The 16,657-nt window shown below is 53.3% G+C and carries 20 protein-coding genes; 3 read left to right on the top strand and 17 right to left on the bottom strand.

Features of this window, described 5'->3' with window-relative positions; translation table 11 throughout:
- Positions 1 to 3: 3 nt before the first annotated feature.
- From ACLJXE_RS03545 to ACLJXE_RS03495, 11 genes are all read right to left on the bottom strand, one after another.
- Positions 4 to 1,695, bottom strand: coding sequence for a glycosyltransferase family 2 protein (locus tag ACLJXE_RS03545; protein ID WP_410750096.1), 1,692 nt, complete (start codon positions 1,693 to 1,695; stop codon positions 4 to 6).
- A complete protein-coding gene (locus tag ACLJXE_RS03540) occupies positions 1,686 to 2,039 on the bottom strand; it encodes a hydroxymyristoyl-ACP dehydratase (RefSeq protein WP_286629886.1) in 354 nt (117 codons plus the stop codon). Before ACLJXE_RS03540 ends, ACLJXE_RS03545 begins: the two co-directional genes overlap by 10 nt.
- A complete protein-coding gene (locus tag ACLJXE_RS03535; protein ID WP_410750095.1) occupies positions 2,026 to 3,387 on the bottom strand; it encodes an AMP-binding protein in 1,362 nt (453 codons plus the stop codon). Before ACLJXE_RS03535 ends, ACLJXE_RS03540 begins: the two co-directional genes overlap by 14 nt.
- A complete protein-coding gene (locus ACLJXE_RS03530; protein WP_410750094.1) occupies positions 3,384 to 3,965 on the bottom strand; it encodes a hypothetical protein in 582 nt (193 codons plus the stop codon). Before ACLJXE_RS03530 ends, ACLJXE_RS03535 begins: the two co-directional genes overlap by 4 nt.
- 6 nt (positions 3,966 to 3,971) lie before the next feature.
- Positions 3,972 to 4,223: an acyl carrier protein gene (locus tag ACLJXE_RS03525; protein WP_005121566.1), complete on the bottom strand. Its 252-nt coding sequence runs from the start codon at positions 4,221 to 4,223 to the stop codon at positions 3,972 to 3,974.
- A 12-nt stretch (positions 4,224 to 4,235) separates the two neighbouring features.
- The gene (locus tag ACLJXE_RS03520) at positions 4,236 to 4,493 is read right to left on the bottom strand and encodes a phosphopantetheine-binding protein (protein WP_048213596.1); all 258 of its coding nucleotides are present in this window, start codon (positions 4,491 to 4,493) and stop codon (positions 4,236 to 4,238) included.
- Positions 4,474 to 5,289: a lysophospholipid acyltransferase family protein gene (locus tag ACLJXE_RS03515; protein ID WP_410750093.1), complete on the bottom strand. Its 816-nt coding sequence runs from the start codon at positions 5,287 to 5,289 to the stop codon at positions 4,474 to 4,476. The genes ACLJXE_RS03520 and ACLJXE_RS03515 overlap by 20 nt, the downstream gene beginning before the upstream one ends.
- Positions 5,286 to 6,008 carry a beta-ketoacyl synthase chain length factor gene (locus ACLJXE_RS03510; RefSeq protein ID WP_286629883.1) on the bottom strand — a complete coding sequence of 241 codons (723 nt, stop codon included), beginning with the start codon at positions 6,006 to 6,008 and terminating at the stop codon, positions 5,286 to 5,288. The genes ACLJXE_RS03515 and ACLJXE_RS03510 overlap by 4 nt, the downstream gene beginning before the upstream one ends.
- A 40-nt stretch (positions 6,009 to 6,048) precedes the next feature.
- A complete protein-coding gene (locus ACLJXE_RS03505; RefSeq protein ID WP_286629882.1) occupies positions 6,049 to 7,110 on the bottom strand; it encodes a methyltransferase in 1,062 nt (353 codons plus the stop codon).
- A 68-nt stretch (positions 7,111 to 7,178) separates the two neighbouring features.
- Complete coding sequence (locus ACLJXE_RS03500; protein ID WP_122973906.1) at positions 7,179 to 7,556, bottom strand: hypothetical protein; 378 nt, start codon at positions 7,554 to 7,556, stop codon at positions 7,179 to 7,181.
- A gap of 471 nt (positions 7,557 to 8,027) precedes the next feature.
- The gene (locus ACLJXE_RS03495; RefSeq protein ID WP_202037518.1) at positions 8,028 to 9,074 is read right to left on the bottom strand and encodes an AI-2E family transporter; all 1,047 of its coding nucleotides are present in this window, start codon (positions 9,072 to 9,074) and stop codon (positions 8,028 to 8,030) included.
- A gap of 133 nt (positions 9,075 to 9,207) precedes the next feature.
- Here ACLJXE_RS03495 and ACLJXE_RS03490 point away from each other — a divergent pair, with 133 nt between their 5' ends.
- Positions 9,208 to 10,425 carry an MFS transporter gene (locus ACLJXE_RS03490; RefSeq protein ID WP_286629880.1) on the top strand — a complete coding sequence of 406 codons (1,218 nt, stop codon included), beginning with the start codon at positions 9,208 to 9,210 and terminating at the stop codon, positions 10,423 to 10,425.
- Between the two features lie 3 nt (positions 10,426 to 10,428).
- On the opposite strand, the gene ACLJXE_RS03485 is transcribed toward ACLJXE_RS03490, so the two are convergent.
- Complete coding sequence (locus ACLJXE_RS03485; protein WP_135323992.1) at positions 10,429 to 10,986, bottom strand: DcrB family lipoprotein; 558 nt, start codon at positions 10,984 to 10,986, stop codon at positions 10,429 to 10,431.
- Between the two features lie 72 nt (positions 10,987 to 11,058).
- On the bottom strand, positions 11,059 to 11,724 hold the full coding sequence (locus ACLJXE_RS03480) for a 7-cyano-7-deazaguanine/7-aminomethyl-7-deazaguanine transporter (protein WP_410750092.1): 666 nt from the start codon (positions 11,722 to 11,724) through the stop codon (positions 11,059 to 11,061).
- Between the two features lie 168 nt (positions 11,725 to 11,892).
- Between ACLJXE_RS03480 and tusA the strand changes: the two genes are divergently transcribed.
- Positions 11,893 to 12,138 carry a sulfurtransferase TusA gene (gene tusA / locus ACLJXE_RS03475; RefSeq protein ID WP_003827551.1) on the top strand — a complete coding sequence of 82 codons (246 nt, stop codon included), beginning with the start codon at positions 11,893 to 11,895 and terminating at the stop codon, positions 12,136 to 12,138.
- Between the two features lie 94 nt (positions 12,139 to 12,232).
- On the opposite strand, the gene zntA is transcribed toward tusA, so the two are convergent.
- Both zntA and ACLJXE_RS03465 read right to left on the bottom strand, forming a co-directional pair.
- Complete coding sequence (zntA, locus tag ACLJXE_RS03470; RefSeq protein ID WP_410750091.1) at positions 12,233 to 14,431, bottom strand: Zn(II)/Cd(II)/Pb(II) translocating P-type ATPase ZntA; 2,199 nt, start codon at positions 14,429 to 14,431, stop codon at positions 12,233 to 12,235.
- Positions 14,432 to 14,506: 75 nt separating this feature from the next.
- Positions 14,507 to 15,133 (bottom strand): lysoplasmalogenase, encoded by a 627-nt coding sequence (locus tag ACLJXE_RS03465; RefSeq protein WP_286629875.1) that lies wholly within the window; start codon positions 15,131 to 15,133, stop codon positions 14,507 to 14,509.
- A gap of 141 nt (positions 15,134 to 15,274) precedes the next feature.
- On the opposite strand from ACLJXE_RS03465, the gene ACLJXE_RS03460 reads away from it, so the two are divergent.
- On the top strand, positions 15,275 to 15,634 hold the full coding sequence (locus ACLJXE_RS03460) for a DUF2500 domain-containing protein (RefSeq protein ID WP_286629874.1): 360 nt from the start codon (positions 15,275 to 15,277) through the stop codon (positions 15,632 to 15,634).
- Positions 15,635 to 15,718: 84 nt separating this feature from the next.
- Here ACLJXE_RS03460 and ACLJXE_RS03455 read toward each other — a convergent pair whose 3' ends face one another.
- Both ACLJXE_RS03455 and rsmD read right to left on the bottom strand, forming a co-directional pair.
- Positions 15,719 to 15,994 carry a DUF1145 family protein gene (locus tag ACLJXE_RS03455; protein ID WP_286629873.1) on the bottom strand — a complete coding sequence of 92 codons (276 nt, stop codon included), beginning with the start codon at positions 15,992 to 15,994 and terminating at the stop codon, positions 15,719 to 15,721.
- Positions 15,984 to 16,580, bottom strand: coding sequence for a 16S rRNA (guanine(966)-N(2))-methyltransferase (gene rsmD / locus ACLJXE_RS03450; RefSeq protein WP_410750090.1), 597 nt, complete (start codon positions 16,578 to 16,580; stop codon positions 15,984 to 15,986). The genes ACLJXE_RS03455 and rsmD overlap by 11 nt, the downstream gene beginning before the upstream one ends.
- Positions 16,581 to 16,657 lie beyond the last annotated feature (77 nt).

Raw genomic sequence — 16,657 nt, 5'->3', positions numbered from 1 at the left:
CCTTTACTCCTTGTCTTTGGTGTCCGGCAGTTGCCAGAAATCGAAAAAGTTAAACCAGTCGAGTGGCGACTGAAGTGCATAGTGCTCAAGGCGTTCGGCGTAGCGATCGACGGTATTTTGTAATGCCTGTTGTCGGGTGGCGCGTGGCAAGAGCAACGGGTCAGCAAACGGTTCGCAGTGGATATGTAGCTTCTCCTGCTGGCGCAGGGCGAAAATCAGATCCACCGGGCAGCGTAAAATAGACGCAAGAATGAACGGGCCCTGTGGGAATGGCGCAACTTGCCCCATAAAGCGGCTCCAGCAGACACGCCATTCGCCGCCTCGTTGGGTATTGACTGCGATGCGATCGCCGACGATGGCTATCCATTCGCCACGATCCAGTTTCTCTTTGAGCAGAATGGCGGTATCCGGGCCGATATCGTTCACCGGAAGCAGGTTTAACCCAGCCTGCGGGGCCATCTCTTCCATGATTTGTTTAAAGCGTTGGGCGTTATCGCTAAATACCAACGCATTGATTGTTTTACTGCCCTGTAGCTGGGCCAGTGCCCGACAGGCTTCGACGTCGCCCAGATGCGAAGCCAGCAGCAGTTTTCCTCGCGGGTCGCTGATATTTAGCGTCTCTTCTGCGCCTGGTGCAAAAACAACATCGCGGCCGACGTGCAGTTCACCGCGCCAACTGGCAATCTTATCCAGCATCGCACCGCCAAAACGCAGGAAGTGCTGATAACTGGTCAGGTTTGACGGTACTGGCATCCGGCGTGTGATCAGTTGCGCCCGTACGCGGCTAATCCAGCTCTGAGAGGCTTTTCGGGCAGTTGATGCGGTGAGCCAGTAAACGCCGACTACCGGATACAGTAGCAGGGAGAAGGCTTTGCGACCCAGTAAACGCCAGACCAGCAGCATCAGACGCATTCCCCACAGCCCTTTGACTTCCTGCTGCTGCGCCCAGTGTGTTGATGAACGACGAAAAAGCAGGGAGGGGATGCGCGGCAACATGCCAAAAAACAGGCGAGTGTGCATTAATGAAATGCGCAGATTGTCTTTGAGCGCGTCGAAATGGGATAGCCCGTCCTGCGGATAGGTGACTCGCGTTGGGATAAAATAGCTGGTGTTGCCTTGCCAGTAGAGGCGCACCATCACTTCGGTATCAAAATCCATCCGTTTGCCGAGCGTCACGCGCTGCGCCAGTTGCAGTGTCGGTGCCACCGGATACACCCGGAAGCCGCACATGCTGTCTTTTAGCTGCAACGAGAGCGTTTCTATCCACACCCAGATGTGGGTTACCCAGCGTCCGTACAGGCGCGAGCGAGGAACAGAATCATCGTAAATTGGTTGCCCGGAAATTAGCGCTGTCGGATGTTCTTTTGCCAATGCAAGCAGCCTGGGAATATCTTCAATGGCATGCTGCCCGTCGGCATCGACCTGCACCGCATGACTGAACCCGGCATCTGCCGCCGCCTGTATTCCGCTAATCACCGCCGCGCCTTTGCCTGCGTTGACCGGCAGGCGAATTAACGTCAGATTGCTGTATTCTGCCGCCAGGCGTGCCAGTTCATCTCGTGTGGTCTTGTCGCTGCCATCGTCCACCACAATGCAGGGGAGATTGAACGGCTGAAGACGATCCAATACGCCCGACATCATCGCGCCGTGGTTATAGCAGGGGATCAACACGCACGGGGAAAATGTCAGCGGCATAACCGAATCTTCCCGCTGCTGGCGGTATGGCGCGCGTCACCGTCGTGGCGCTGGTAACTAAAAGAGAGCATCTGACGTTCTTCCTGCCAGCTCAGACTCAGGGTGACGGTGGTTTCGGGCAATAGCGGTGACTGGAACTTCACGTTCTGAATACTGTGAAAACGCCAGCCAGGGACCAGCAACGTGGTGGCGTAATGCATCGCCCAATCCAGCTGTGCAACGCCTGGCAGTAGTGGCTGCACGGCAAAATGCCCGCTGAACCAAAACAGCGAAGGGTCGAGATGTAAAACAATCTCAGCCTGTTGAGGCTGTGCCTGATGGCGCTCGATTTCATGGGGTTTCATGAAATAACTCCTGTAATTGCGCATAGACACGCTTGTTCATACTGTTGACCGGAATCTCATCAATCACCCGCCAGTAGCGGGGAACGGCGACCGGTTCCAGCCAGGGCAACAGCGAACGGCGCCAGGTCAGTTCTTGCGGTTTTCCTCCGCACTCGAGCCAGCGTTGATGGGCTTTGTCATCCAGTACCAGCAGGACGCCAACGCCCTGGCGCCCCCCGCGTGAGACCGGCAATGCCGCGACGTCGCAGATACCGTCCAGTGCCAGCAAGCGTTGCTCCACTTCACTGAGTGAAATGCGTTTCTCTTCAATCTTAACGACTCGTCCACGCCTGCCCATCAGGCGAAACTGACCGTTTTCAGTAAATTGCAGAATATCATCCAGCAACAGGCCATCATCAGCGGCAATTAGCGGTGAAAATACGCGAAACGCGTCATTTTCTGGCTGAAATCTGACGCCGGGGAAAGGCAGCCATGCCACATCATCTTGATGGCGATAACGCCACGCAAGGATTCCGGTTTCAGTGCTGCCGTAGATCTCATCGGGCCAGACATTCAGCCAGTCAGCAGCCTGTGTGACGTCCTGCCAGGGTAGCATACCGCCCGCAGACAGAATCAGTTCGACTGGCGGCGGTGTCAGGTGGTGGTCGAGGCGTTTCAGAAACGCCGGACTGCTGATAAACGCATACCGATGCTCATGGCTCAATGCCGCCAGTTGTTCGGCATACCAAAGCATTGCCGCGTGCAGCGGCAGACCTAAGGCCATCGGCAAGAAGATACGAAACGTCAGACCGTACAGATGTTGCGGAACCACTGACGCGACCACCCGGCAACCTGCCAGACGATCGGCAAAGCGCGTCGCGAGCAATGCCGCTTCGCTGTCCAGGCGAGCGATCGGTTTGATCACGCGTTTCGGCTGGCCGGTCGAACCGGAAGTAAACAACTCTACAAAAGCGTCGCTGCGTATTGCCGGAAACGTGATGTCGTGGGTCACGGGTGTCATGGCAGAACTGACCACTCGCAGCGTTCCCTGCCACTCCAGCGCTTTATCGCTTAGTACCCCGTCAAACAGCCTATGCTGCTCGTTTAACAACGAAACGCGACAATGTCCTGGGATCACTGGCGTTTTGCCAGCATGTAGCGTGGCCAGTAGCGCGACGATAAATAAATAGCTGTTCTCGAAGCACAATGCCCAGCGCTCACCTTCCAGCTGCTGCAGGTACGTCATCAACTGGACCACATCGTGGCGCAGATGACCAAGCGTCCAGGTATGCTCTTCCTGCCACGCCACAGGAACGTCGTTCGGGCGTGGCTCACAGAGCCATTGAGCAAGTGTGAGGGGCTGCTTCATTGGGTATCTCGTTTTATCACCAGTTGGCGAACTAACCACTCGCCGGCCATCAATGTTCCCATCAGCAGATAGGAAACCATACCGTTCCAGGTCGTCCACAGAGTCATATCGCCATTCAGTGCGGTAAAGAGCGCAACGCTGCCATTGATGATGAAAAAGGCGCACCAGATTTGTGTCACACGGCGAGTGTAGCGTACGCCTGCCTCGGGCAGATTTGGGTCGCGCAGCCGTGCCAGGCGTTCAACAATGGGCATCGCGGACCACAGAGATCCACCAAATACCGACAGCATGACGCCGTTTACCACTACCGGGTAAAACAGCAGCAGCTGGTGCGTTTTGAGCAGATAACTGGCAATGCACAAAGTGATACCTGCAACCGCCACGACCTGTGTCACGACGCGCAACGGCCCCGCCTGTCGCCGGGTCTGGCGAAAGCGTAAAAAAAGGAGTAGCGCCATCAACGGTAGCAACCAGTGCAGACTGTTATGCGCAAGGCCTAACCAGATCAAAAACGGCCAGGCCAACAACAGTAGGCCTGTTAGCAGTTGTACGACTGGCAGCGAGCGAGTGCCCGACACGGTGAATTACGCTTCTTTGAGAAGACGTTCTACCGCGTCGACGACATCTTGTACGGTGCGTACTGCTTTGAACTCTTCCGGCTTGATTTTCTTACCGGTTTTCTTTTGCAGATGCACGATCATGTCGACGGCGTCGATGCTGTCGAGTTCCAGATCTTCGTACAGGCGCGCCTCAGGCTTAATGTCCTGCGGGTCGACTTCAAACAGCTTGACCAGCAGTGAGGAGACTTCTTCGTAAATGGCTTTTTGTTCGGTCATAACGGACTATCCTCAGGCACGTTGCGCGTGAATGAACGATGCCAGTGTGGCGACGGAGAAGAAGTGCTGACGCATTTCTTCGCTCTCTGCTGAGAGGACCACGCCATACTCGTTTTTCACCGCCAGACCCAGCTCCAGGGCGTCGATTGAGTCCAGACCTAAGCCATCGCCAAAGAGTGCCGCTTCGGTATCAATATCGTCAGCTGTCAGTTCGTCGAGATTCAATGTCGTTATAATGAGATTTTTGATTTCAAGATAAAGCGCTTGCATCATTAATTCCTGAAAAAGGTAAAGTACCTGGTTGTAATTGAAGCAAAAGATGCCGGTTCAACTGCCTTGCTGCCAGCGCCGGTTCTTGTGAATTTGCGTCGTAAAATTGGTCGATCTTAACCCGCTCATGTACTGAAATGGTAAACATGGGCTTTATCAATGGGACGTCGTACCATTTGCTTTCTTTATCCAGCATTTGTTCGCTGCAGTTTATGGTTACGATGCGTAAATCGCTGCTGCAGCGTACGGCGATATTCGCCGCACCACGCTGTAACGTCATTTCCTCTCCGGGGCGTGTACGGGTTCCCTCGGGGAAAATTAAAATGGTGTCGCCTTGTTCCAGACGTTGCTGGCACGCGGGTAACAGTGCATCAGCCTGACTGTTAATCAGATAATCTGCTGCCCGGACTACGCCGCCGAGAAACGGGTTTTTTAGTAATGCGCTTTTCACCAGACAGTCGGTTTCTGGCATGACCGAAGCCAGTAGCACGTAGTCGATGAGCGTCGGGTGATTGGCGACGACCAGGCACCCTTGTTCGTTGCGTAAAATGTCTCGTCCTTCAATCTGGTAATCCAGCACGCCAAGTCGCTTTGCCACCGTTAAAAAGAGGCGAAAACTGGCAGCAATGCTGCGTCTGGCGATACGCCGACGTCGGGCTTTATCCCATACTGCGATGAGCAATACGTTAAACCAGATCGTAGAAAGGAGTAGTCCGCCGAGGCCAAACAGGGCAAAGCAAAAACCGGTCATCACCAGTCGCCATACCCAATTAAGCCGCAGGATCATCGTATTCATCCCTGACTCCACTGCCACTGTACGCGTTCGCCTGGTAGGGTAAACGCCTCGGTATCTTGCAAATAATGTTGTAAAAACAACAGGCTTTGTGGCAATGGCGTCTCACCTTGCGCGCGGTATGGACGGGTTTCGCATTGCCAGCGATCACCGGATTCAATAACCAGCGCGACGGCAAACGGCCATGTCGGCATATCAGGCGGCAACTGTGGATGGTAAAACTCGGGCAGAAAACCGTCAAAATCGACCATCAATACGCGCTGATATCCCGCCTGCAACAGCCCCATGACTTCGCATAGCCCCTGCTGGAACGTATCCCTGCCAGCAGAAAGCGAGGAGGAGACAATCGGTTTTTTCGCGGCGATGGTCAGGTTTCCCACAGCAGAGTTATGCACAGAGAGGGCAAAATCGGTCGGTGAGAGTGCCTGCTCAGTCGCAAGGGCGTGCAGGATCCTGTAGTTACGCTCCAGTTCACCATGGCGGCTGGTGTATAACACGGCATCGATATCATGACGGCGTAGCATCGCCAGCCCGCAATCAACGGCCAGTTTGCTACCGGAGCTGAGGCGGCGAGCCGTCATCATCGGTAACTCGCTGAGTTTAGCCAATGGCGCGGTGGGATCGATGGCGTGCGAAAACCGTGACCATTCATGCCACTGTTCTGTTTCGCTTAATCCTGGCGCCTTGGCCTGCCAGTCGATAATGTTGAGTGCAAATTTCATCAACGCGTATCCGCGGTAAATCGGTCGTTCCGATTGTTTCTTATTTTTTCTTCTGACATATCAATAAAGTATGCCCAACACCTAAGTTGTCGTGGCGTTCATCTACCTGAAAACCTGCCTGCTTCAGATAGTGATAAAACTTCTCAACGCTGTAGAAACGGCTGTTGCCATTCGCCATACAGGTAAAATAAAGCGAAGACGCATTCAGGCTAAATGAGGCCGCTTCAAATTTTTGGGCATCCCAAAACAGTTCCATAATGCACAGCTTCGCGCCCGGTTTCATCACCCGAGCAATGTTGCTCAGAATGGCGATAATTTGTTCCGGGGAAAAACAGTCCAGAAATTGGCTCATCCACCAGATATCTGCCTCTGCGGGTAAAGGCGAGTCGCTAAGCATATCCACAGCATGGAAATTTATGCGATGGGATAATCCCGCATTTTCGATATTTTCGCGGGCAAGTGCAATTTGTTGCGGCAAATCTAATAGAGTGACTGCAATATTGTCATCATGTTGACAACAACGTAATGCCCATTTCCCGGTATTTCCGCCGACATCGTACAGGGTTGCAGGGGCGCTGGCGAATACATATGGCAATGCGGCATCAAATGCGCCATCTGAATAGTAATGATCGAAAGCGAACCAACTTTCACGCGCAGCCAGTGGTAATTGCGACAGTGCAGGATAGATTGTTGGCCAGTCGCCAAAAATTTTTAATCCAGCGGGTTTTCCTTCTTTCAGCGCATTCTCCAGATAGAACAGTCCCTGATAACAAACATCCTGGGTGAAATCCATATTCACACGCGTCATCGTGTCATGTAAAAGGAAGTGGCCGACTTTAGCGAGGTAATAATATCCTTCTTTGTGGGTAATGATTCGCCCACTTAACCCCATATCCAACAGGATGCTGGCGGCATATTCGTTGATGGTGCTGTTCTCGGTAATTTCGTCGAGCGTGGCGCCGCGTTTACCTTGCTTGTCCAGCCAGGTGAGTACTCCCGCATTTCGCAGACACAACGCGGTTTGAAAAAGCATAGGGGCAAATGCGATACGTTGTGCTTCAGTAATGGCATCCAGTGCGCTAAGCGAATCCTGTTCGTACATGTGGGGACAACCTGTTAAATGGCAGAAAGTAAGAGTATCGGGCCTTTTCGGCCCGACTTTAGGCGTAATTACAGATTGGCACCGGCTGACAGATTGAGCTGGATGTCTTTATCCAGATTGCGTACCCAGCGGTTGTAGTTTTTATGAATTTTTCCACCAGAAGCCTGCAGGTTAAGGCTGCTGTCGTATTTAATGTCATAGCTGGTGGCGGTATAAGTGATACGGACTTCAGCCACATGATCGCGGGTTTGTTGGCGTGCTTTAATGACACCAGGACCTGCTTCAGACATGACCCATTGGCGTTGAATGCCCGCTTTCAGAATCGCGGTTTTAACCTGATCCTGAGTGTGCCCCGCGCTCACGCTGGTGTGAACTTGATCGATCGGTGCAGTACGTGCACATCCCGCCAGCGCACCGACAACGGCAATGGCCGCAAACCACTTAATATACTGTTTCATTAAAACTCCCTCTCAAAGTACTGTTTATACGTGTTTAATAATAAGTTGCGAAATAATGATCACCCTGCAGCATCTGCGATTTTATTTAAGCTAAATTAGCATTTTATTTCACGTGTCCGATAGCAAGGCGATGGGGGTTACCGGATGGTAATATTCGGTGGCTTTCTTCAACGGAAATTTTTCAGCGTAATCATCGGTGAGGAGTATAGATTTTTAGATAAAACGTATCAAATAAAATAACCTTTAAATATAGGTAGATAGTTTGAGTTAAATGCTTTGGGGGATTCATTATTCTTATGTGGTTTGGCAAAGGTATCTGTACGTTGACTTATGTATTTTCTTTATTAAAAAATGAAATCCTTTTCACTCTTTATTTAAGATAAATTGCGATATATACCTGTATGGATATCAGTTTAACGGGCATATAAAAAGATAAAAACTACCTCGGTTGGTAGTTTTTCAGGGTAGCCGACTTTTGGGTCTGCCGGGACCAAGCAAAATGGCCAGTTTGCTGCCACCGGTGGTGGTTTCCATCCAGATTTTACACACGCTGGTTAACGGTACGGAGAGCAACATACCCACGGGACCGAGCAGCCATCCCCATACCAGCAGGGAGAGGAAAACGATCAGCGTCGACAATCCCAGGCGATGCCCCATCATACGCGGCTCAAGGATATTGCCAATTACCATATGCACCACCAAAAACAGCGCGCCGACCAGCACGCATTCGTAAAGGCCATTGAACAGCAACGCCTGAATCATCGGCGGCACGGCGGAAATAACCGAGCCTATATTGGGCACATAATTGAGCAGGAAGGCCAGCACGCCCCACATCAGAGCAAACTGAATGCCCATCAGCGCCAACCCCAACCAGACGATGGCGCCAGTCCATAAGCTGAGCAACGTTTTCAGTGCCAGATAGTGAGATACGCCCTTTAATGCCCGATGCAGCCCCGCAATATGGATCTGCGGATTGTTCAGCGCAAAGCGCATTTTATAGGGGACGTGACGTACCTCAAACAGCATAAAGACCACCGTCATCACCAGCAAAACGACACTTGCCATCGCACCGGAAAGGCTGGTCATCAGCGTGGTCGTGAAGGTCATGAGTTTGTCGGAATCGATACGTTGCAGGATGCGCTCTGGCGACATATGCAAATTCAGAAAGGGCACCATCTCTTGCAGATACAGGACTTTGCGCGTCAGCTCCTTATTGTACTTGGGCAGCATGGCCATGAATTCTGTGATCGACGACGCCAGGACACCCACCAGCGCGGTAAGGACGATGAGCATCACGACGACCACCAGCGTAATGGCAACCGGGCGACGGATTCCCCGACGAATAAACCAGGTGACCAGGGGGTTCAACACAATGGCGAAAAACAGGGCCAGCAGTAGCTGCACAAGAATATCGGCTGCGGCGTGTATACCCGCGAGGATCACCACCAGCGCGGCCAGTTTAAGCAAAATGTGCAAACCTGTTTTGTCAGGCTGGATGGTTGTCATGTCTTCTTCCTGTGTGCATTTTTGCATTAAGTGTAGCGGCTGGCTTGCTGCCGATATTCCTAATCTGGTTACTGATTTCTGAGCTGCAACATGGTAGAAATGAAACACTGTTGTGAATATGTGGTGACCCTCCATGCCCGAACCCGTCGCTGAACCGACGCTAAGCGGATTGCGCCTCAATCTGCGCATTGTCTCCGTGGTGATGTTTAACTTCGCCAGCTATCTGACCATCGGCCTGCCGCTCGCGGTTTTGCCTGGCTATGTCCATGATGTGATGGGCTTTAGCGCTTTCTGGGCCGGGCTGGTTATCAGCCTGCAATACTTCGCGACGTTGTTGAGCCGCCCTCATGCCGGTCGATATGCCGATTTGCTGGGGCCGAAGAAGATTGTGGTATTTGGGCTGTGCGGCTGTTTTTTGAGTGGTCTGGGCTATTTGCTGGCAGGGAGCTCTCATGGTTGGCCGCTGGCCAGTTTATTACTGCTGTGCCTGGGGCGCGTGATTCTGGGGATCGGGCAAAGTTTTGCCGGGACCGGCTCTACATTGTGGGGCGTTGGGGTGGTTGGCTCAATGCACATTGGACGGGTGATTTCATGGAACGGTATCGTCACCTATGGGGCGATGGCGATCGGTGCGCCGTTGGGGGTGCTGTGTTACGCCTGGGGGGGCTTACAGGGACTGGCGCTGACCGTGATGGCCGTGGCGCTGCTGGCAATATTGCTGGCGCTTCCGCGTCCGGCAGTGAAGGCTGGCAAGGGCAAGCCGTTACCGTTTCGCGCGGTGCTTGGGCGGGTTTGGCTGTACGGTATGGCGCTGGCGTTGGCCTCTGCCGGCTTTGGGGTGATTGCCACGTTTATTACCCTGTTTTACGACGCGAAAGGCTGGGACGGCGCGGCATTCGCGCTGACGCTATTTAGCTGCACGTTTGTCGGTACTCGTCTGCTATTCCCAAATGGCATCAACCGGTTAGGCGGGCTGAATGTCGCAATGATCTGCTTTAGCGTCGAAATTGTTGGGCTGCTGTTGGTCGGCATGGCTTCCATGCCGTGGATGGCGAAAATTGGCGTGCTGCTGGCCGGCGCAGGGTTCTCGCTGGTCTTCCCGGCGCTGGGTGTGGTAGCGGTAAAAGCGGTCCCGCAGCAGAATCAGGGCGCGGCGCTGGCAACCTATACGGTATTTATGGATTTGTCGCTGGGTGTCACCGGGCCTTTGGCGGGACTGGTGATGACATGGGCGGGTGTACCGGTTATCTATCTGGCGGCCGCAGGGCTGGTGGCGGTGGCGTTATTGTTAACATGGCGGCTAAAAAAACGGCCCCCGGAGGAATCTGCGGAGGCCGTATCATCGTCTTAACGATTACTGGATAACCAGCGTGTTAATGATGTTTTCTGCCGTTGTCTGTGCTTTCTGTTGATCGTCAGCAGGCAGCGTGATTTGCAGGGTCAGCAGTTGGTTGTCCACTTTGCCCAATACCACGGAGGAGTAGGCAGTCTGGCCTTTCGCTGAAATGATGCTATCTAACTGCTGAAGCGTGTGGCCTTTCAGCTCAATGGACTTGTTAGTGACCACCTGCAGCTGCGGGTCACGGCTACGCTGCTGGTCTTCCAGGCGTTTTGCCAGCACGGTCAGGTCTTCACTGGTGTCATCACCGACAATCACAATCACTGCTTTCTGGCCGGTTGCGTCAGAATAAACGTGCATATTGTTGGCCTGAGTGCCCAACTTGCCGCTCTGATCGGTCATGTCTGCCGGCAGGGAAAAACTGAGTTTGCCGTCCAGCAGGCTGACCGGTTGTCCGGCTGCGTTACTTTCTGCAGCAGCACCTTCGGCTGGCGCTTTTGTATCGCTATTATCACAGGCCGCAAGCCCCATAACCAGCAGGCCAATACCGACATATTTAACCAGATTGCGCATTGACTTCTTCCTTTCGATAAACGGCCATAACGGCTCATTCGTCCATCTTATCACAACTCGGAAAATGAACCTTTAACTCGTCTGCAATGCAGAGATTTCAGATTTATCTGCCAGTCTTTTCAGCAACATATTCAGCAACACGCCATACATTGGCAGGAAGAAAATAATACTGATCAGCACTTTGAAGCCGTAATCGACAAGCGCGATTTCCATCCAGTGCTCGGCCATAAAGGCATCCGGGCTGCGCCAGAAGGCGATAAAGAAGAATGCCAGCGTATCGCTGATGTTGCCAAACAGCGTTGAGGCCGTAGGCGCGAGCCACCAGCGACGGTTCTGACGCAGGCGGTTAAAGACGTGCACATCCAGAATTTGTCCTAGTGCGTAAGCCATAAAACTGGCGGCGGCGATACGGGCGACAAACAGATTAAAGTGCAGCAGTGCATCAAAACCTTGCCAGGAGCCCATATAGAACAGTGAAGACACGCCATACGAGATCAGCAACGCAGGAACCATCACGGCAAAGATGATACGTCTTGCCAGCGGTGCGCCAAAGATACGCACGGTCAGATCGGTGGCGAGGAAAATAAACGGAAAGCTAAACGCGCCCCAGGTGGTATGAAAACCAAAGATGGAGATCGGAAGCTGCACCAGATAGTTGCTGGAGGTGATCACCAGCAGATGAAATAGCGATAGCCAGAACAACGCTTTTACGCGCTGATTTTGTGTAAACGGAGTCATATTGTGACCTTTTTGTTGGATGGGGTGAGGGAACCCAATAAAAAACCGTCGCATGATACTGCTTTAAAAACACATTGCAATGGTTGTTTTTCACGCAATCGTTAACCTGATTGGCTTACGCCACAACAGAGCGTAAAATAACGCCGTTTTTGTATGAATGAGACTACGATGAGCGATCTGTTTACTTCTCCCGACCATACTCTTGATGCGCAGGGGCTGCGCTGCCCGGAACCCGTCATGATGGTGCGTAAAACCGTGCGCGGCATGCAGGCCGGTGAGACGCTGCTGATTGTTGCAGACGATCCGGCGACAACCCGCGATATTCCCGGCTTCTGTACGTTTATGGAACATGAGCTGGTGGCAAAAGAGACCGACTCTTTGCCATACCGCTATCTGGTGCGCAAAGGCCAGTAATCTTGTCATGCCGGATGGCGCTAGCGCTTATCCGGGCGACAAAGACTATGTAACCTGTAGGCCGGATAAGGCAACGCCGCATCCGGCACACACATTATCCTTTACGTAATAAGCGCAGCGCGTTGGCGGTCACCAGCACCGTTGCCCCCGTATCTGCCAGTACTGCCAGCCACAACCCGGTTATCCCCAGCAGCGTGGTAACCAGGAAAATCCCTTTCAGACCCAGCGCAATCGCAATATTTTGTCGAATATTGGCGTGGGTTGCGCGCGCCAGTTGGATCATTTGCACCAGACCACGAAGACGGTTATGTGTCAGGGCAGCATCGGCGGTTTCCAGTGCAACATCGGTTCCGCTACCCATGGCAATGCCGATGGTGGCGGCTTTCATTGCCGGAGCGTCGTTGATCCCATCGCCGACCATCGCCAGCGGTGACAGTTGGTTGAGCTGGGTAACGGCCCGTACCTTGTCTTCCGGTAATAGCCCCGCTTTGAATTCAAGCCCCAGTTCAGCGGCAATAGCGGCTGCCGCACGGGGATTGTCGCCGGTCAGGATCACCCCTTTCACACCGAGCTGATTCAGCTCGTTGATGGCGGTGCGGGCATCGTCGCGCAGTGTGTCCTGTAAGGCCAGTACGCCGAGTACGGCATCGTTACGCACGACCAGCACCACGGTTTGGCCTGCGCTTTCCAGTTCGCTTATCTGCCCGGCAAAGGTATCAGCAGGCTGTTTGCCCGCTGCACAAATCAGCACCCGCTCGCCGTTGACCTGTGCTTCAATCCCTGAGCCAACCAGCGCCCGCTGTTCTGTCGCCAGCGGAATACTCAGTTCACGCGTTTGTGCTTCACGGACAATGGCCTGGGCCAGTGGATGCGTTGCACCTTGTTCTACAGCAGCCGCCAGCGCCAGCAGTTCGGCTTCGTCTACCCCACTTGCCGGATGAATAGCCGTGACGCGCGGTTTACCGACGGTCAGGGTGCCGGTTTTATCAAATGCCACCTGAGTGACTCTGCCCAACTGTTCCAGTGCGGCGCCGCCTTTGATGAGCGCCCCGCGACGCGCCGCTGCGGCTAATCCGGAAGTGATTGCGGCAGGGGTTGAAATAACCAGTGCGCACGGGCAACCGATCAGCAGCAGCGTTAGGCCTTTATAAATCCATTCCTGCCAGGAAGCGGCAAACAGCAGCGGCGGTACGAGCGTGACCAGCAAGGCAATCGCCATGATGGCCGGGGTATAAATCCGGCTGAAGCGATCAATAAAACGCTCAATAGGGGCGCGACGCTCTTCGGCCTCTTCAATCAGTTTCAAAATCCGGTCAATCGCGCTGGCACCTGGCTCAGAGAGAACTTCGAGAGTGACCAGGCGGTCTACGCTGGTGGCACCTGCCGGGACTTTTTCGCCCAATGCCCGCTCAACAGGAATAGATTCCCCCGTCAATGCACTTTCATCAAAGCTGGCAAAACCAGAAACCAGTTTAGCGTCGGCGGGTAAACGTCCTCCGGCGGCAACTTCAATGATGTCGCCTGGCTGGAGGGCGTTAATGGCAACCTCTTCACGCTCGCCGTTACGCAGGCGCGTGGCGGTTTCCGGCTTCAGCGCCATTAGCGCACTGACCCCTTTGCGGGCACGGCTGGCAGCCCATCCTTCCAGGCGCTCACCAATTAAAAACAACAGTAGTACCATGGCCGCTTCCGCCGTTGCACCGATAAACAATGCCCCGATGGCGGCGACGCTCATCAGCGTTTCAATGGCAAAGTAGCTACCGGTCTTCATCAGGCGCAGCGCCTGACGTGCAATGGGGTACAGACCCACCAGTGTGGTGGCGATAAATGCTATCTGGCCGAAGGGGTGATTGAACTGCTCCAGTCCCCAACTGATGGCCATCATGATAATCAATGAAATCAGTGGCAGATTTTCTTTAAACCGTGATTCGGGAGCTTCTTCTGGCGCCTGCTCATCACGCAGGGTGTAGCCGGCCTTCTGCACTGCGCTTTCAATTTGCTGGCGGATATCGGAACCGGCATCCACCACCAGCTTTTCGGTAGCGAACAAAACCTGAACCTGGTTAACGCCGCTGACCTGGCGGACCGCATTTTCGACTTTACGCGCACAGGCCGCACAATCCATGCCTGCGACTTTCCAGGAATAGCGAGTACCTATTACGGTTGCAGAAACGGGGGGGGGGGGTGAGCAAATGCCTACACAGCAGCAGTCATCAGCTTTCTGCGGTGCAGGCGTGAGCTTGAATGAAGAAAACTGTGGGGCTTTTTTGCCATTGGCCTCTGGTGTCGACATGGCATCCTCCGGTCGATAATCATTTCGTATTAACCGGAGGATACACTCTGGAGTCGACTCCAGAGTCAAGGGTTTTTAAAGATACAGCGAACGAACAATCAGGAAATGCCCGGCGAAGTAGCACGCAGCAGCAATCGCGTTATCCGCGCGGAAACGGTAACGGTAATGGCTCCCCAGCCAGACAAAGTTGCCAATGAACAGTAATGAGGCCCCCAAAAATGCTGACAGCGCCGGAGCCGTCGGGCGGAAGAACCACAGTTCACCTGCCATCCAGACCATCATCAGAGTAATACCGACAAAGGTACATATGGCGATACGCAGTTCTTCCAGACGTGTCCAGATCACGGCGATCAGCAACGCACCTAACACCAGCAGCACCAGCGGTAAAGGCCAGAAGAACGACAGCGTCATTTGGCTGGCGAAGTAAATGGTATACAGCAGGTGTGACAGGAAAAACGCGCCAATGGCGTACAACAGACGTTGACGTGGCAATAACGTCAACGCGTCACCCAGCAGCGAGGCAAGCAAGCCGGCCAGTACCAGATAGCTGATAGCGTTAAACATTGGCGCCTGCCAGGCCAGCAGCAGCAGGAGCAATAACGTCAGGGGTTTAAAGACCCAGCGTTGCCAGACGGGCCCACGATAGGAAGCATCCACGAATAACCATGCGGAAAGACAAACAGCGATAAACGACCAAAGCATCTTAGTTCCTTGAATTCGTTATTTTTTCGTAAGCGGGGTGCTTACGGCTCTATTGACCAGTGTAGAGTCCGATACCGCCAGATGACAACACCATAACAGGCAAGGTATGCTTATTTCCGCATTTTCTGATGGGTTAATAATATGAGTAAGCCACCCCTTTTTTTTATTGTGATCATTGTCTTAATCGTTATTGCCGCGTCGTTTCGATTTGTCCAGCAGCGGCGGGAAAAAGCGGAAAATGATGCTGCACCGTTGGTACAAAAAAGGGTGGTGGTGAGTAATAAGCGAGAAAAGCCGCTAAATGACCGGCGTTCACGTCAACAGGACGTTACGCCAGCGGGCACCAGTATGCGCTATGAAGCCAGCTTCAGACCGCAAAGCGGCGGCCTGGAGCAGACGTTTCGCCTTGATGCCCAGCAGTATCATGCGTTAACGGTTGGCGACAAAGGCACACTGAGCTATAAGGGTTCGCGTTTTGTTGATTTTACGGCTGAACGTTAAGGTTTCATTTGGCTGATGCCGGATGGCGGCTTACAGGTTGTGTCGTCCCGGCGCGCTACGCGATACCGGGCAAAGTGAGCACAATTACTTCTTCAACTGGTTCTTAATCTTCTTCTGCCAGACCAGCAGTTCAAATACGCCAAACAGGAAAATACGGATTTTCTCGCCGCGGGTCATTTGCGGGCCATCTTTCGGCATGGTTGATTTCAGCAGCGCCAACTGCATGCCGTGCATCAGCACCATAAACACCAGCGCCACATTGACGAAGATATTGAGCGGACGTGGGAACGGTTGGAAAATATTCAGTAGCAGGAATGCCCAGACACACAGCATTAACAGACGTCCCAGATTAATCAGCATGTTGCTCTCCTTGTGCTTCACGTTGATACAGGCGATAAGCAACCTGCCCTGCCACTTTTTCGCGGTACAACGACCAGTTAACCGGAACCGCAGGCAGGCCGTTTTCGACTTCGCTTTCAACGTAAATATACGCTTCGTTTGCCAGCCAGCCACGAGTTTCCAGAAGTGTTAATGTTTCTTCCAGTAATCCTTTGCGAAACGGTGGATCAACAAACACCACATTATGCGGTGTACCCATCTGGGCTAAAAACGTCAGGGTGTTGGTGTTGATGACACGGGCATGTGTAGCCTTCAGCGTGGCGAGATTTTTTTGTAACTGCTGCGAAACCGCGCGATCCATCTCCAGAAGCGTGGCATCTGCCGCATAGCGGGAGAGCGCTTCCAGACCCAACGCGCCGCTTCCGGCAAAGCAATCAAGGCAACGGGCATCGACCATCACCGGGGCCAGCCAGTTAAACAGCGTTTCGCGCACACGGTCGGTTGTTGGGCGTAGACCCGGACTGTCCGGAACCGGGAGTTTACGGCCTCGCCATTGTCCGCCAATAATGCGGATCTGACCGCTGCCTGAGTGATTCGGTTTTTTCATTTCAATTATTGCTCAATCCGCTGCTGACGTGTCATTCCAGGCGGTGATGTGAGTTAAGTTAACCCGTCGCCTTTCAA

This window comes from Citrobacter sp. U14242 (genome assembly GCF_046555775.1).
Taxonomy (GTDB): domain Bacteria; phylum Pseudomonadota; class Gammaproteobacteria; order Enterobacterales; family Enterobacteriaceae; genus Citrobacter.
Note: the sequence above shows the minus strand (reverse complement) of the source record. Positions and strands in the feature narration are given on the sequence as shown.